15 protein-coding genes are annotated in these 15,225 nt (G+C 70.6%); 4 read left to right on the top strand and 11 right to left on the bottom strand.

Features of this window, described 5'->3' with window-relative positions; genetic code table 11:
* The first annotated feature begins 76 nt into the window (after positions 1–76).
* Complete coding sequence (locus ACQ5DX_RS06125; protein WP_430331781.1) at positions 77–472, top strand: SdpI family protein; 396 nt, start codon at positions 77–79, stop codon at positions 470–472.
* Here the strand turns inward: ACQ5DX_RS06125 and ACQ5DX_RS06120 are convergent.
* The 11 genes from ACQ5DX_RS06120 to ACQ5DX_RS06070 all read right to left on the bottom strand — a co-directional run bounded on the left by ACQ5DX_RS06120 (position 469) and on the right by ACQ5DX_RS06070 (position 9,821).
* Positions 469–954, bottom strand: coding sequence for a DUF2029 domain-containing protein (locus ACQ5DX_RS06120; RefSeq protein ID WP_430331780.1), 486 nt, complete (start codon positions 952–954; stop codon positions 469–471). The two genes, ACQ5DX_RS06125 and ACQ5DX_RS06120, sit on opposite strands and share 4 nt — an antisense overlap.
* Before the next feature lie 2 nt (positions 955–956).
* The gene (locus tag ACQ5DX_RS06115; RefSeq protein ID WP_430331779.1) at positions 957–1,172 is read right to left on the bottom strand and encodes a helix-turn-helix transcriptional regulator; all 216 of its coding nucleotides are present in this window, start codon (positions 1,170–1,172) and stop codon (positions 957–959) included.
* Positions 1,173–1,217: 45 nt separating this feature from the next.
* Entirely contained in the window at positions 1,218–2,087 is an 870-nt protein-coding gene (locus tag ACQ5DX_RS06110; protein ID WP_430331778.1) for a spermidine synthase, read from the bottom strand.
* Between the two features lie 95 nt (positions 2,088–2,182).
* Entirely contained in the window at positions 2,183–3,127 is a 945-nt protein-coding gene (locus ACQ5DX_RS06105) for an ABC transporter substrate-binding protein (protein ID WP_430331777.1), read from the bottom strand.
* 25 nt (positions 3,128–3,152) lie between these two features.
* A complete protein-coding gene (locus ACQ5DX_RS06100) occupies positions 3,153–3,860 on the bottom strand; it encodes a class II aldolase/adducin family protein (RefSeq protein ID WP_430331776.1) in 708 nt (235 codons plus the stop codon).
* Positions 3,861–3,871: 11 nt separating this feature from the next.
* A complete protein-coding gene (locus ACQ5DX_RS06095; RefSeq protein WP_430331775.1) occupies positions 3,872–5,029 on the bottom strand; it encodes an LLM class flavin-dependent oxidoreductase in 1,158 nt (385 codons plus the stop codon).
* A complete protein-coding gene (locus ACQ5DX_RS06090) occupies positions 5,026–6,072 on the bottom strand; it encodes an LLM class flavin-dependent oxidoreductase (RefSeq protein WP_430331774.1) in 1,047 nt (348 codons plus the stop codon). Before ACQ5DX_RS06090 ends, ACQ5DX_RS06095 begins: the two co-directional genes overlap by 4 nt.
* Positions 6,069–7,109, bottom strand: a complete 1,041-nt coding sequence (locus ACQ5DX_RS06085) for an ABC transporter substrate-binding protein (RefSeq protein WP_430331773.1) — start codon at positions 7,107–7,109, stop codon at positions 6,069–6,071. Before ACQ5DX_RS06085 ends, ACQ5DX_RS06090 begins: the two co-directional genes overlap by 4 nt.
* Entirely contained in the window at positions 7,106–7,921 is an 816-nt protein-coding gene (locus ACQ5DX_RS06080; RefSeq protein ID WP_430331772.1) for an ABC transporter ATP-binding protein, read from the bottom strand. The genes ACQ5DX_RS06085 and ACQ5DX_RS06080 overlap by 4 nt, the downstream gene beginning before the upstream one ends.
* The gene (locus tag ACQ5DX_RS06075) at positions 7,918–8,772 is read right to left on the bottom strand and encodes an ABC transporter permease (protein WP_430331771.1); all 855 of its coding nucleotides are present in this window, start codon (positions 8,770–8,772) and stop codon (positions 7,918–7,920) included. Before ACQ5DX_RS06075 ends, ACQ5DX_RS06080 begins: the two co-directional genes overlap by 4 nt.
* Before the next feature lie 2 nt (positions 8,773–8,774).
* On the bottom strand, positions 8,775–9,821 hold the full coding sequence (locus ACQ5DX_RS06070) for an NrtA/SsuA/CpmA family ABC transporter substrate-binding protein (RefSeq protein WP_430331770.1): 1,047 nt from the start codon (positions 9,819–9,821) through the stop codon (positions 8,775–8,777).
* 378 nt (positions 9,822–10,199) lie between these two features.
* Between ACQ5DX_RS06070 and ACQ5DX_RS06065 the strand changes: the two genes are divergently transcribed.
* From ACQ5DX_RS06065 to ACQ5DX_RS06055, 3 genes are read left to right on the top strand one after another with little or no spacing between them, the layout of a single operon-like run.
* The gene (locus ACQ5DX_RS06065) at positions 10,200–10,664 is read left to right on the top strand and encodes a hypothetical protein (protein ID WP_430331769.1); all 465 of its coding nucleotides are present in this window, start codon (positions 10,200–10,202) and stop codon (positions 10,662–10,664) included.
* Positions 10,661–14,938 (top strand): cation-translocating P-type ATPase, encoded by a 4,278-nt coding sequence (locus tag ACQ5DX_RS06060; protein WP_430331768.1) that lies wholly within the window; start codon positions 10,661–10,663, stop codon positions 14,936–14,938. The genes ACQ5DX_RS06065 and ACQ5DX_RS06060 overlap by 4 nt, the downstream gene beginning before the upstream one ends.
* Positions 14,935–15,219, top strand: coding sequence for a hypothetical protein (locus ACQ5DX_RS06055; RefSeq protein WP_430331767.1), 285 nt, complete (start codon positions 14,935–14,937; stop codon positions 15,217–15,219). The genes ACQ5DX_RS06060 and ACQ5DX_RS06055 overlap by 4 nt, the downstream gene beginning before the upstream one ends.
* The last annotated feature ends 6 nt before the right edge of the window (positions 15,220–15,225 follow it).

Here is a 15,225-nt window from a genome sequence, read left to right as displayed (position 1 = left end):
GGGAGCCGGCGTCGCGGCCGACTCACCCGGTGCCGGGATCGACCGATTCGGGGCGTTCATGGCCTAGCGTGGGGGCATGGACTCGATCGGACTGCGGGTTGCCCTGTGCCTGACGTTCACGATCGTGGGAGCACTGATCGTCTGGACGGCCCGCGCAGCGGCGAGTGGGCGCCTACGCCGGAACCCGTACGTGGGCGTTCGCACCCCCACCACGATGGCGAGCGACGCGACCTGGACGGCCGCACATCGCGCAAGCCGGCCACTGACCGAAATCGCCGGATGGCTGTCGATCGTCGCCGGACTCGGCGCACTGGCCCCGATGCCGGAATCGATGCTCACCACGCTCGTCGGCGTCGGCGCCGCCTGCCTGCTGGGGTTCGCGCTCACCGGCGCCTGGATCGGGGTACGGGCGGCCCGCGCCACCGAACCCGAACCCGAACCGGACCCGGAACCGGAACCGGGCGAACGCTAGTCGTCCTCCGCTTCGAACCGGGCGCGACGGCGACGCTTGCCCCGGATCGCGATCGCAGCAACCGCGACCCCGACCACGGCGCCGACCGCGATCCCCGACCACATGGATGCCGGACCGTCGCTCGTCGGCGTGACCAGCCGGGCGACGATACCCACGGCCCCCAGGGCGTAGAGAACCAGCGCCACTGCCGACCGCGGCTTCGCGTAGGTCACCGTCGCATGGAGATCGACGTCGCGCTGACGTGCGAATCCGATTGTCGCGCTGGAAATCACCAGCACCACCACGAGGACACCGAGGGCCGCGTACGCCCCCGCGATGCCCGCCGCCCATGGCAGGACCGCGCCGGCAAGCAGACCGGCCCAAACGAACAGCTGGAAGCCGACGGCCGCGGCCTCGTTCCACACGTCGCGCTGACGCTCGTCCCGGTAGAACTCGTCGTCGAGATCCCCGACGACGCGCATGGCATTCATGAAGACACTCACGGTCACCCCTCCTCGTTCAACGGGAACAACGTCTCGACCGTGGTCCCCAGCGCTGCAGCCAGTCGCAGTGCCAGGTAGACGCTCGGCGCGTAGTCACCGCCCTCGACCGACACGATGCTCTGCCGGCTCACGCCACCAGCCCGCGCGAGTTCGGCCTGGGTGATCCCAGCCGCCTTGCGGTGCTCACGCACACGGTTCTCTCGCGGGTTGTCGGACACGAGAAGAAGTAAAGGATCCTTGACATCAAAAGTCAAGGATCCTTGTCATTCGGCGGTGGAGGACACGTCGTCGCGCAGCACCGTCGTCGACTCCGCGAACCGGCGCACCTGCTGGTCCTGCCACACGTGCGCCTGGGTGCCACCGCCGAGGAGCCGGCTCGCGAGCGCCGACGACGTCCCGATCGGCACGTCACTACCGGCGATGACGATGTTGCCGTCGCGCTTGCCCTTGAGCATCGCCGGGTCCGCGATGATCGCGGTGTGCTCGAAGACCGCACCGATCGTCGCGGCCTCCGCGCGGGCACCGCGCAGGTCCGGGGTGCCACCGCAGTTGACGACGTAGATCCCGCCCGGAGACAGGACCCGTCGCGCGTGCTCGGTGAACTCGAGCGTGGTCAGCGGCCGCGGGGTGCTGTTGCCCGCGAACACGTCACGGATGATCAGGTCACGACTGTTCTCGGTGAGGGTCTCGGTGACCGCACGGGCCTCCCCCACCCTGACCCGCACGAGCGGAGCGCGGGGCAGGTCGAACCACTCCCGCACCAGCACGGCCAGGCGGCCGTCGAGTTCGACGACCACCTGCCGCGCCTCCGGGTACATCGAGGCGAAGGCCCGCGCCAGCGTGCAGGCACCACCACCGAGGTGGAGAATCCGCAGTTTCGACGACGAATCCCATTGGGAACGGACCAGTTCCGAGATCCATCGCATGTAGTCGAACGCCAGCGCCTGCGGGTCACCGAGGTCGATGTGTGAGCTGGGCTCGCCGTTGATCCGCACGATCCAGCTCTGCTGGTCGAACGGATCCTCCTCGAGTTCGCACGTCCCGGTGTCGATCTCGTAGGTGCCCGCGACGGGGCCTCCGTCACCGCGAGGACTGCGGCCCTCTGCCCTGCGGCCGCCCCGCTGCCTACCCATCGACGCCATCCCTGTTACTCACCTGCACCGCATCCGCGGCGCACACGCCCAAGGGTAGCGGTCGGCGGCAACGAGACGGCCGCCGGATTTCGTCGTCAGACGGCCGCTCGTCGAGTCTCCTCCACGATCTCCCCGATCCACGGCAGCACCGCATCCCGCACGGTGACGACCCGGGGCAGCAGACCGTTGGCGTGCAGCAGGTCGGCCGCGCGCTGTTGCTCGTCCAGGAACTCGTCGGTCACGGGACCGATCCCGAACGGCCGACCGCGCAGCGCCTCCTCCCAGCGGTCGAGATCGGCAGTGCCGCCGTTTCTTTCGGCGTCCTCGCCGAAGAAGCGGGCGGCCTCGCGGGGGTTGGCCACGATCCAGGCGTCGGACTCCTGCAGTGCCGCGACGATCGCCGCGAGTTCCGCGCGGTGGTTCTCGGCGAACTCGCGGCGCACGAACCACAGCGACGGATGGCTGAACAGACCGTCGGTGTCGACGATCGTCCGGACCTTCGCGGTCGCCTCCACCTCGGCCAGGCCCGGGTACGCGCCGACCCAGGCGTCGATCTCGCCGGCGAGCAGCGCGGAGCCGCCCCGGTCGACGTCGACATCCACCGGCACGATGTCCGACCAGCTGAGCCCGTCGCGGTCCAACGCGAGGAGCGCGAGCGTGGTCTGCCACGAGCCGTGCGCGACACCGACCCGCTTGCCGCGCAGGTCGGCGACCGTCCGGATCCCGGATTCCGGGAGGACGACGAGCCGCCCGTTCTCGACGCGGGGACCCGAGATGCCGACGTACGCCAGGTCGCGGCCCTGACCGAGCGCGGTGATCGGCGGGGTGAAACCGGTGCCGATGAAGTCGTAGCCGCCGTCCTCGAACAGCCAGTCCGAATGCAGAGTCGGCAGACCGCGACGAGGATCGACGCGCGGGGTCGCGGGCAGCTCCCGCAGGTCGACCCACTCGACGTCGGGCAGGCGAAGTTCGAGCAGACCGTTGTGGCGCAGCGCGAACAGGGAGTTGTTGTTCGGGAAGTACCCGACACGAATTGTCATGGGAGTCCTCCTGACTGCCCGGGACTCACACGAGTCCGCGGCGGCGGGCCTCGTCGAGCAGGCCGCTTCGGCCCCACTGTGCGACGAGGTTGGTCTTGTCGAAGTCGACTGTGCCGCCGACTAGTTCACCGAGCGCCTGGTACTGCGCACCCTCCTCGAGCAGCACGACGAACTTGGCCAGCTCGAGCAGGCCGGCCCGGCCGATGACGTTGACGCCGCCGTTGGCCTCGAAGATCGCGACCAGATCCGGATCGTCGACGAGCCGGTCGAGGATGAAATCACCGGGAGCCTGGCTGCGGTCGATGTGCGGCGGAATGTCGCGCGAGAGCGTCAAGCGCTGCGAGGCCGCGTACTTGATGCGCAGCGTGCGGTGGGTCTGCGCCCAGCCGCCCAACCACGGGGTGTGCACGTGCACGATCGACGTGATCTCCGGGTGCGTGCGGAACACCTTGGCGTAGCCGGTGACGAAGCCGGCGGACCCGTCGCCCGCGAGCACCTCGCCGTCGAACGTCGCGAGAATCGGCTTCGCGCTCCGATCGTCGGCCCACGGACCGGGCTCGTTGAGGGCGACCGCGAGTTCCTCGCCGGGAACCCGCTCGACGAAGTTGACGGTGCCGTTGGCCGAGACGGTGCCGGTCTCGCGGAACACGCGGAAGGCGGTGTCGGCGGCGCGGCGGGCGTCGTCGACGAACGCCTCGACCTGAGGGGTGATACGAATCTCGGTGCTGGTCATGGGGAATGCTCCTATCGAACGGAAAGACTGCGGACCTGGGTGGGTGTGGTGCGGCGCAGCAGCGGCAGCACCTCCTCGCCCACGCGGTAGGCCTCTTCGAGGTGGGGGTTGCCGGCGAGGATGAAGGCGTCCACGCCGAGTTCGATCAACTGGTCGAGCCGCTCGGCAACCTGCTCGTAGCTGCCGACGAGCCCGAACGCGGGTCCGCCGCGGATGAGGCTGAAGCCGCACCACACGTTGGGCTGGACCTCGAGATCGCGGTAACCGGTGATGGTCTCGGGTACCCAGCCGGCGATACGGGCGGCGCCGACGGAGTCACCCTGTGCGGCCCGGTTGGCGGCGTCGCGGTCGACGAACGCCCAGCCCTTCTCGATCTCCGCCCACGCGGCCTCCTCGGTGTGCCGGGCCACGATGTCGATGCGGACGGCGAACTTCGGCGTGCGCCCCAGCTTCGCGGAATGCTGACGGACACCGTCGAACTTGGCCCGCAGGTCCGCGAACGGCTCGAGCCACGACAGGTAGTAGTCCGCGTGACGTCCCGCCGCGGCGACGGCGGCGCCGGACGAGCCGGAGAAGAACACCTCCGGGAACGGCTGGCCGGCCAGCAGCGGCGGCAACGCGGCACCGTCGGTGCGGAAGAATCGCCCGTCGTAGTCGAACGGCGCACCGTCCCACACCCCGCGCAGCACGTCGAGGAATTCGGTGGTGCGCGCGTAACGGTCGTCGTGCGCGACCTTGTCGCCCCACCACAGCTGCGGCGCTCCCCCGCCGCCGCTGATGATGTTGTAGACGAGTCGCCCGCCGGTCGCCCGCTGCAGGCTCGCCGACATCCGGGCCGCCTGGACCGGATGCAGGAATCCGGGCTGGAACGCCACCATGAACCGGTAGGTGTCGCTCTCGCGGGCGAGCGCCGACGCCGCCGCCCACGGGTCCTCGGTGATCGGGAAGGACGGCAGCAACCCGCCCACGAATCCGGCGGACTCCGACGCCTTCACGACCGCGGTCATGTGGTCGATGTAGCTGTAGCCGTCGAGTTCGCCGCCGCGGATCGCGGGCGCGATGTTGCCCGGGCCGTGCCCGCCGGCGTGACCGCGGTTGTAGCGACGCGGGGTGCGCAGCGAGGCGTGATCGCCCTCCATGCCGATGCGCCAGTAGAAGTCGGTGCTCATGTGGGGATCTCCTGTCCAGCGAGCGTTCGGCCGGTGGGGTCGACGAGGTGCAGCAGGTGCTCACCGGCACGGTGCAGCTCCTCGAGGTGCGGGTGCCCGGTGAGGACAAAGGTGTCGACACCCTGCTCGCGATACCGCGACAGCGCCTGCGCCACTTGTTCGTAGCTGCCGACGAGCCCGATCTGCTGCCGGTAGCCGATGCGATCGAAGCCGGCCCAGCGCGCGTCGTCGAGGGCGAGCGCGCGGACGTCCGCCGCGGTGGCGTTCGGGTGCACCTCCCGCCACTGCCGCAGCACGCGTGCCCACGCCTCGTCCTCGTCCTCGCGCGCGACGATCGGCAGCTCGAGCCCGACGCGGACGTTGCGCCCGAAACCGGCGGCCGCGGTGCGGAGTTCGTCAACCGTCCCCGAGACACCGTGCGGTCGGTCGTCGAGCAGGTGCACGTCGGCGTGCTCGGCCGACAACGCGATGGCCTCGGGTGACGTTCCCGACAGGTACACCGTGGGGAACGGCAGCCCGGACAGGATCCCGCGGAAGCCGCCGTCGATCACGTCGTAGAACTCGCCGGCGAATTCGAAACCGGTGCCGCCGAATCGACCGGGCAGCACCTGCCGCTCGTTCCACACCCCGCGGGCGACGGTCAGGAACTCCGCGGCCCGGCGGTAGCGATCGGCGCCGACGACCCGGTCGCCGACGGCGCCGGCGGCAGCTGTGTCCGTGTCGACCCGCACCCGCCAGTCCAGGCGTCCCGCGGAGAGCCGCTGCAGCGTCGCCGACAACTTGGCCGCGTACACCGGGGTGCCGAAGGCGGGGTGGAATTCGACGGTGACGCGGGCGTGCCGGGTCTGCCGCAGAGCGGAGCCGGCCACCACCCACGAGTCGTCTCCGTCAGGGTCGTACGGGATCGCGATGCCGTCGAGCCCGGACAGCTCGGCGGCGAGGATCGCCTGGTCGAGGAAGGCGAAGCCGCCGCGGCGGCCCGAGACCGCACCGACGTGCCGTCCGTCGCCGCGTACCGGCAGCTCCCAGAGGAACTCGGTCACGATGCCACCTTTCGCTCGGACGCGAGCAGCTCGCGTGCCTGCTGCAGCGGTTCCGGCGCCACCCACGAGGCCAGGTCGAATTCGGCGGCCAGGAAGCCGTGCGTGTAGAGGAACTGCTTCTGGATGTCGAGCAGCTCGAGCCGCTCCACCGAGAGCGTCGGGTGCAGGCCGCGATGGAAGGTGTCGCCGTACGCGGCAGCGACACCGGATGCGCCCGAATAGGTCTCGCGGGCGAGGACCGCACGGACCTTTTCGAGGTTGCCCGCGGCCCAGTCCGCAGCCCGCAGCGTCTGCGCCAGGAAAGCCGCGACGAGTTCGGGTCGGGAGTCGAGCAGGTCGGCGTGCACGGTGATCGGACGCGGAGTGCCGTTGTTGACGCGCAACCGCTTCGATTCGGTGGCGTCGAGATCGACCGCGACCTGCAGGCCGTGCTCGCGGGCTGCCTCCTGCGCCCGGGCGCCCTTGACGTAGATCGCGTCGACGTCGCCGCGCAGCAGCGCCTCCACTCCCCACGTGGTGCTGCGATCCCGGGATGCGCTGCGCACCAGCGGGTTCGACTCGACGGGCACCTCGATAGTCACGACATCGGCGAACGTGAGCCCACCCAGCCGCAGCGCCGACGCGAAGCCGTGCAGCGCCATCGCGCGAGGGAAGCTCCGGGCACGGTCGTCCGCCCAGGCCGGGATGCCGATCCGCAGGCCGGCCAGTTCGGTCGGCGATTCGATCGCCGCGGCGGGCCCGACGAGGATCGCCTGCGACTCGTCGATCCACGTCAACCCGATGAGCCGGGTCGGGGCACCCTCGGCGCGGGCCGCGAGCGCAGGGACGTTGCCGCCCTCGCGGATCAGGCCCGACAGCCCGTGATCGAAGTGACGCCCGGCCAACTCGACGTCCGCGTCCTGGAGGATCCCGAACCGGAGTCCGGCGTCGTCGGCGGTCTCGGACAGCCAGCCCAGCGAATTCGCGAGTCCACTCGCGGTGGGGACGGGGCACCGCGTGTACCAAAGGGTGTCGAGTGGTGATGTCGTGGCGGTCACGGGGTACTCCTTTCGGTGCGGTGGGTGTCGGCGGATCTGCCGACACCGAGTTCTGCGAGGAACGCCGCGCGGTAGCGCAGCGCCTCGGGATCGTTGCGGTCGCGGGGACGCGCCAGGTCGATGTCGACATCGACCGCGAACGACCCTTCGTTGAGGATCAGCACCCGGTCGGCGAGCCGGACGGCCTCGTCGACGTCGTGGGTGACGAGCAGGACGGCGGGTCGATGCCGGGCCACGAGGTCGCCGACCAGGTCCTGCATCTGCAGGCGGGTGAGCGCGTCCAGCGCAGCGAACGGCTCGTCGAGCAGCAGCAGCTGTGGCTCGCGGACCAGTGCGCGGGCCAGGGCCACGCGCTGCGCCTCGCCGCCCGACAGCGTCGCGGGCCAGTCCCGCTGCTTGCCGGCCAGGCCCACCTCGTCGAGCGCCTTGGCGCCGGCGGCGCGCACCGACGCGTTCCTGCGCTGCCCGACGACGACGTTGCCGAGCACCCGCTTGGACGGGATCAGGCGCGGCTCCTGGTAGACGACGGTTCGCTGGTGCGGGACCTGGATCTCGCCCGCGTCGGGCCGCTCGAGCCCGGTGAGCAGCCGGAGCAGCGTGGTCTTGCCGGTGCCGCTCGGGCCGAGCAGTACGACGAACTCGCCACGGTGGATCGTGAGGTCGACGCCACCGAGAATCGTCTTGTCGCCGAAGCTCTTCCGGACGCCGCGCAACCGGACCGCGACCGGCTCGCCGACGCGACGCGCCGCGGCCGTGATCGCCGTGCGCTCCCGCTGCGCCAACGATGGCAGCGGGGCCTGCGCGGCGCTCATCGGACCACCGCCAGACGTCGCCACGGCATCGCGAACCGCTCGATGAGGCGCACGACGGCGTCGAACACGAGGCCGAGCACGGCGTACAGCACCACGCACAGCACCATGTAGTCGGTGCGGTTGTACTCCTGCGCCAGTGTCACCAGATAGCCGATGCCCTCGCGGGTACCGACCTGCTCGGCGGCGATGAGTCCGGTAATACTGAGAGACAAGCAGATTCGCAGTCCCATCAGCACGCCCGGCAACGCGGCGGGCAGGATCGCCTCGGCGACCAGCCGCCAGCCGGTGAGCCCGAAACCGCGCGCCGCCTCGACCATCTTCCGATCGACGTTGCGGACACCGAGATACGTGTACGCGTACATCGGGGCCACGGTTGCGACGGCGATGAGCACGACCTTGAACGTCTCGTCGATCCCGAACCACGCGATGAACAGCGGCACCAGCGCCAGGAACGGGACCGCCCGGTTGATCTGCATCGTCGAGTCGATGAGCTCCTCACCGAGCCTCGACAGTCCCGACAGCACGCCGAGCACCAGCCCGACGACGGTGCCGAAGAAGACACCGATCGCGGCCCGCTGCAGCGACGCGAGCGAGAAGTCGACGAGTTGGCCGGTCGAGTACAGCTCGGCGAACGCGTCCCACACCTTGGTGGGCGAGGCCAGCACGGCCTCGGAGATCAGGCCGGTGGCCGATCCGATCCACCAGCCCGCGAGCAGCGCCACCGGCACCAGCAGGCGCAGCGGCAGCGACAGCCACGCGGGCCGGCTGCGCTGTCGGCGGTACGCGGGTTCCTCGAGGTCCAGACGCTCCGGCGTGCCGCTCCGGTGAGCGTCACGCAAAGTCGCGGTCACGGTCACGCCCCCGGCTTCGCGGCCGCATCGGCCCGGGCAGCCTGCAGGTCGAACGTCAGATCAGCGGCGGTGATCTGCCGCGGGATCACACCGTTTCGGTAGAACAGGTCGACCACGGACTGCAGGTCGGCTTCGTCGGCCGCGGTCGGGTACCGGAAGTCGGTGACCTGGCCGCCGAGGGCGACGGCGTCGGCGAGCCGCTGGCCGCTCAGGGCGCGCGGCCCGGCCTGCTCGAAGACGTTCTCGAACGCGGCCGGATCCTGCCGCTGGCGGCGGGTGAGGTCCTGGGTGACCTCGAGGAACTTCTGCACCACCTCCGGGTGCTCCTGCAGCACCACGGTGCGGCCGGCGATGATCGTGTTGTCGACCGATTTGATGTCGCCCTCGGTCACGATCTCCTTGGCACCCTTGACCTTCGCCTCCTGATACGGCGCCAGGAACGAGGCCCACGCGTCGACCTGGCCGGTCGAGAACGCCGATGCGGCATCGGTCTGCTGCAGCGGGACCCGTTCGACCGAGTCGATCGGGATGTTCGCCTCGGTGAGCGCCTTCAGGACGATGTACTCACCCTTGGCGGCCGGGTTCACCGCGACCCGCTTGCCCTTCAGGTCCTCGAGCGTGGAGATCCCCGAGCCGGGCGTGGCGATGATGCCGCTCTGATCCTTGTTGTACGGGTCCGACGTCGCGAAGATCCGCACTCCGACGTCCTTGGACAGCGCGCCGACCACCGGGCTGTACGCACCGGTCTGAATGTCGAGTTCGCCGGTGTTGAACAGCTTGAGGTTCGAACTGAATCCCGGTGTGGTCTTGACCCATTCGATTTTCGCGCCGAGGGGTGCAAGAGCTCGGTCGTAGTCGCCCTCACGCTTGCCCACCGCGATCGCCCCCGAATTGCCCGGGTCGAAGACCTTGAGCGTGAACGTCCCGGTGCCGGTCGCGTCGGCGCCGGCATCCGCAGTGGCGCCACCACCGCACGCGACCGCCAGGCCTGCCACGGGAACGAGCGCGAGCGCGAGAACGGCTCGGGGCAGTCGGCGAAGACGGGACATCGGGGTCTCCTTGCAGGAATGGGATGTGAACAAAAGTGGCTGCGTCACAACGACATCGATCGAATCGGAGGTGCGCGGCTCGACGGAAGACAACATTAGGACCGGACGGTCGAGAATCCACCCCTTGTCGTTTTTGTGAACACAACTCTTGACACAGAAGGGATTTCGTGTCGGCGGTTCCGCGGAAAGGTTCACATCACAAGTGGTCGGGTTTAGACTCGGCTCAGAGTGGCAACCCGATCCGGTGAGGCGGAGCAGATCCACCGCCGATCCGACCCGCGAATTCCGAGCGATGGGCATTCGATGGAACAGGCAGGGAACACCTCGCACAACGGTCACAGATCCGGCAACGGCCGAATGTCGTTCGCCGACGGTGCTGTGCGGACCGTTTCCGGCATCGCCGAGGTCACCACATCGTCGATCGGAGCGCTGGGTGGCGCAGCGGTCGGCAGCGTGGTCGGGGGCTTCCGGGGAGCAGTCAGCGGAGTCGCGCACGGAACCCGTCAGGGCATCGAGCGCGGAAGCCACTCCACATCGGCCGCAGTTCTGACGATGGCGGCCGCCGGCGCCGTCGGACTCGTCGAATGGCCGGTGATCCTCACTGTCGGGGGCGCCGCGCTCGTGCTGAGACAACTCCACGAGCGCGGCGCGCAACCCGACCGCGCGCCGGCGATGAAGGCCGGGGCGAACGCCACCACGGACGGGGGTCCGGGCAAGGACACCGCCGACGCGGCCACGAGGAAGCGGACCCCGGGCGCGAGCACGGGGAAGCAACCTCCGGCCAAGAAGGGCACCGCCGGGAAGAACACGACATCCGATCCGCAGGGGCGTACCGCTCGGTGAGGATTGCGGGGGTCGGGGCCATAGTCGGGCAGGTCCGTCACCTGCCCGGCCGGTCCGCGCATGCCGCGGTGACCTCCGTCACCGTCGGTACCGCCTCTGCCGCGGGGGTGCTGACGGGGCTGGTCACCACTTCGGGCCGGTTGGCCACCCGGACGCACACCGCAGAATCTCCGCAGCTACCACCGAGCTGGGGCGACGCGATGCTCTCGGCGCGGGTTGCGGCGCTGGCCGCACACTCGATCGGCTTCGGCCTCGCGGCAACCGGCCGCCTGCTGCGGGTACCCCGCCTCCCATTGGCGGTCGCCGCGCCGGTGACCCTCGTGGACTACCAGCCTGCACTGCGCCGCGTCCTCGAATCGAGCATCGGACGCGCCCCCACGGACCTGGTTCTGTCGAGCCTGACCGCGGCGAGCTTCACGCTGGTGCAGGCTCCGCCGCCGCTCGCCATCGAGGCGCTCTTGCGCTCCTCGGTCGTCGGCGAAGTACTCGCGAACCGACGCGCGTGGCAACGCAGCCCTCACCGTCCGCCCGCGGACGACGCACCGCCCCTCGCCTCGGAGGGGCCCGTCGAACGCCACATCCGCCGCGCAGCGTGGGTCCAGATCGGCGGTGCCGCCGCGGTGGGTGTCGCCACCGGCAGCGCCCGGACGGCCGGTACGGCCGCGCTCGTCGCCGCACCCAAGGCGGCCCGCATCGCGCGGGAGTCGTTCGCCAGCGCGCTCGGCCGCGGCCTGGCCGACGAACACGACGTCCTGTCCCGGGGTCCCGACGTCCTGCGGCGTCTCGACAGCGTCACGTCGCTCGTGATCGACCCCCGAGCTCTCCTGACCGCGGACTTGCGCGTCAGCCGGATCCGGGGTGTCGGTGAGGATCGCCGCGGCGCGGTGTGGGAGGCGGCACGAACCGCCATCGACGCCGGTGAGCTGAAGGCGGGGTGGCACTCCCTGGCGCGGTTCACGGTCTCCATGGAGGCCGAGGACGACCCCGATGCGGCGGTCCTGATCTCCCCGGTGCGAGATCCCCTCGCCGGCGCCGTGCTGGAGCAGGCACGACAGGCCGGTGTCACGGTCCACTCGGTCGACGACGACGCGCTGGGGACATTGCGCTCCGCTTTCGACGACCTCCGTATGCCCGGCGACACCGTGGATGCCGATCTGACGAGTGTCGTCGCGGACCTGAGGGAGGCGGGCGAGACGGTAGCGATACTCGCGATGGACTGTCCGAACGCCGTCGCCGCGGCCGATGTGAGCGTGTGCCTGACGCCACGCGCACCGCACACCGCGCTGCCGAACTGCGACCTCGCCGTGCCGGATCTGGCCGCCGCGTGGCGCATCGTGCGCGCGCTTCCCGCCGCCCGCAACGCGAGCCGACGGGGCATCGAGATAGCGTCCGGTGCCTCGCTCCTGGGCGCACTGCTGATGATTCCCGGAACCCACGGCCGAGGCCCCGGTCCGATCAGCGTGGGATCCGGCGCGGCACTGTGGACGGGGCACCGACTCGGGGGCAACGTGCTCCGCGCCGATCCGCCGCACCCGAGCCCGCAGCACGACTGGCACGCCATGTCGATCGGCCGCGTCCGACTGATGCTCGGTCCACCGCCCGACCTTCGTTCCCGTGAGGAACCCGAATCCGGGCGTGTACGCGCCACCGTCGGGCGGGTTCGACGTCCGATCACCGGGCTGTGGGACTTCGGTGCATCGCTGCGCACCGAGCTGTCCGACCCCCTGACCCCGATCCTCGCGATCGGCTCCGCGGCCAGCGCCGTGCTCGGCTCCCCGGTCGACGCGATCCTCGTCGGAACGGTGCTGGTCGGGAACGCCGCGCTCTCGGCTGCACAGCGACTGCACGCCGAACGCCTCCTCACCCGGCTGCTCGCCGTCCAGGATGCGCCGGCCCGGTTGACTCCCGCGGAAACCGGTGGCGAGTACCGGTCGATCGACGCTCGGCTCCTGCGGCCGGGGGACGTGATCGAGGTCCGCTGCGGCGAGGTGGCGCCCGCCGATGGTCGGCTCGTTCGAGCCGACGGTGTCGAAGTGGACGAGTCCTCGCTCACCGGCGAGTCCCTGCCGGTCGACAAGCAGACCGAAGCGACCCCGGGCGTCCCCATCGCCGAGCGCAGCTGCATGCTCTACGCCGGCACCACGGTCCTGACCGGTACCGCCACCGCCCTGGTCACCGCGGTGGGCGACGATACCGAGACCGGACGGGCCGCCGCACTGACCCCGGTGCCGGTCGGGAAGATCGGCCTGCAGGCGCAACTGCGCGCCCTCACCGACCAGGTGCTGCCGGTGAGCATCGGGGGCGGTGGACTGGTCACCCTCACGTCGATGCTTCGCGGTGGCGGCCTCCGTTCGGCCGTCACGAGCGGCGTCGCCGTTGCGGTCGCCGCGGTTCCGGAAGGCCTGCCCCTCGTCGCGACGCTGGCCCAGCAGGCGGCCGCCCGGCGCCTGACGCACGCATCGGTACTCGTGCGCGCCCCACGATCCGTCGAGGCCCTCGGCCGCGTGGACGTCGCCTGCTTCGACAAGACCGGCACCCTCAGCGAGGACCGCTTGCGCGTTTCCGAGGTGCACACGATCGGTCGGTACGACCGCGACCGGGTCGTCAATGCCGCGGCATGCACGTCCGTGACATCGGACGGTCGCGCCGCCGCCCACGCGACCGACCGCGCCGTCGTCGAGGCCGCGGACAGACCCGACGGCACAAAGGCCTCGGACGTGCTGCTGCCCTTCCGCGCGGGGCGCCCGTACGCGGCAGCACTCGAAGGCACGGAACTGGTCGTGAAGGGCGCTCCCGAGGTGGTGCTCGCCGCCTGTACCGAGTCCGCGCCGAACCGGCTCGAATCGATCGTCGACGACGTGCAGTCGATGGCCGAGAACGGGCTGCGGGTGATCGCAGTCGCCCGCCGCACGGTGACCCGCGCCGAGGCCGAGGCGGCGGCACAGGATCCGGACGCGGTCGAAACGCTGTGCGGCCACGGGCTCGAGCCGATCGGGCTGCTCGGCCTGTCGGACACCACCCGTCCCGAGGCCGCGAAGCTGCTGCCCGAACTCGAGGATCGTGGCGTCTCGGTGCGGTTGATCACCGGCGACCATCCCGTCACCGCGGCGGCCGTCGCGCGCGACCTCGGACTGGACGTGGACACCGACGACGTGATGAGTGGAAGCGAATGGGAAGCGCTGTCACATCGGCACCAGGAGGCCGCGGTCCGCGAGCGGCGCGTGTTCGCCCGTATGTCACCGGAGCAGAAGGTCCAGATCGTGCAGACCCTCGAGCGCACCGGGCATGTGTGCGCGATGGTCGGCGACGGCGCCAACGACGCCGCCGCCATCCGGGCGGCGAGCATCGGCATCGGCGTCACCTCCCACGGCAGCCATCCGGCGCGCAGCGCGGCCGATATCCTCCTGATCGGAGGCCACGTCGACGCGATCCTCGACGCGATCGACGAGGGGCGGCAACTGTGGCAGCGGGTGCAGTCGGCGGTCGCAGTGCTTTTGGGCGGCAACGCGGGTGAGGTCGCGTTCGCACTGATCGGCACCGCGATCGGCGGCCGGGCACCGCTCAACGCCCGCCAATTGTTGCTGGTGAACCTGTTCACCGACGCGCTACCCGCGGCGGCACTCGCCGTGAGTCCGCCCAACCGGGAGCACGCGTACGAAGGTCGTGGGCCGGACCGCGCGGCGCTGTGGCGGACAGTCGCGGTCCGCGGCGCCACGACCGCTGTCGGGGCCAGCGCAGCGTGGGGCATGGCGTCGGTCACCGGGCGCCCGCGGCGGGCGTCGACGGTGGGCCTGGTCGCATTGGTCGGATCCCAGCTGGGTCAGACCCTCATCGACTCCCGGAGCCCGCTCGTGGTCGCGACGGCGGCCGGATCCATGGCCGCGCTGGCGGGTGTGATCAGTGTGCCCGGGCTGAGCCAATTCCTCGGATGTACGCCGCTCGGCCCCCTCGCCTGGACGCAGGCCATCGGGTCTGCGGCGGGTGCGACGGCCGTAGCTGCGATCGCGCCTCGCGTCCTCACGTGGTGGTCGGACCGTCGCGCACTGACCGCTCAGTCGACGACGAGGACACCGGCCCGCAGCAGCATCGCGTACGTGTGCCGCAACGGCGGTGTCAGGACGGCCGTGACAGCACCGGTCAACGGGTCCGGCCCCGACGGTCGGACGGCCGACGCGAACGCGGAGAGCACAGGTAACGAAAAGATCACGGTGTTAACGATGACGCCCGTAGGTGTACATCAGGTGAACAGTGCGGATGGGCAAGGCGAACTATGACGGAAGCAACCCTGGACAGCCGCGCCTCGTGGCAATCGCACCGGGCCGCGCTCGAACGGATCACCGAAGGCTCACGCTTCGCGATCCGGCTGCCGCTCGTGGGGGACGTCGCCGTTCCCCGCCCCGACCAGCTGGCCTACTACGCCGCGCTCGGGCTGCTCGCGGCTTTCGAGGTGATCGACTGGCCCGTCGCCCTCGCCATCGCCGCCGGGCACGCGCTGGCCGCGGATCAGCGCCATCGCGCGCTGCACCAGGTCGGCGAGGCCCTCGAGAGCGTGTGATCCCGG

The organism is Rhodococcus sp. ACT016, assembly GCF_050477185.1.
In the GTDB taxonomy this organism is placed as follows: Bacteria; Actinomycetota; Actinomycetes; order Mycobacteriales; family Mycobacteriaceae; genus Prescottella.
Note: the sequence above shows the minus strand (reverse complement) of the source record. Positions and strands in the feature narration are given on the sequence as shown.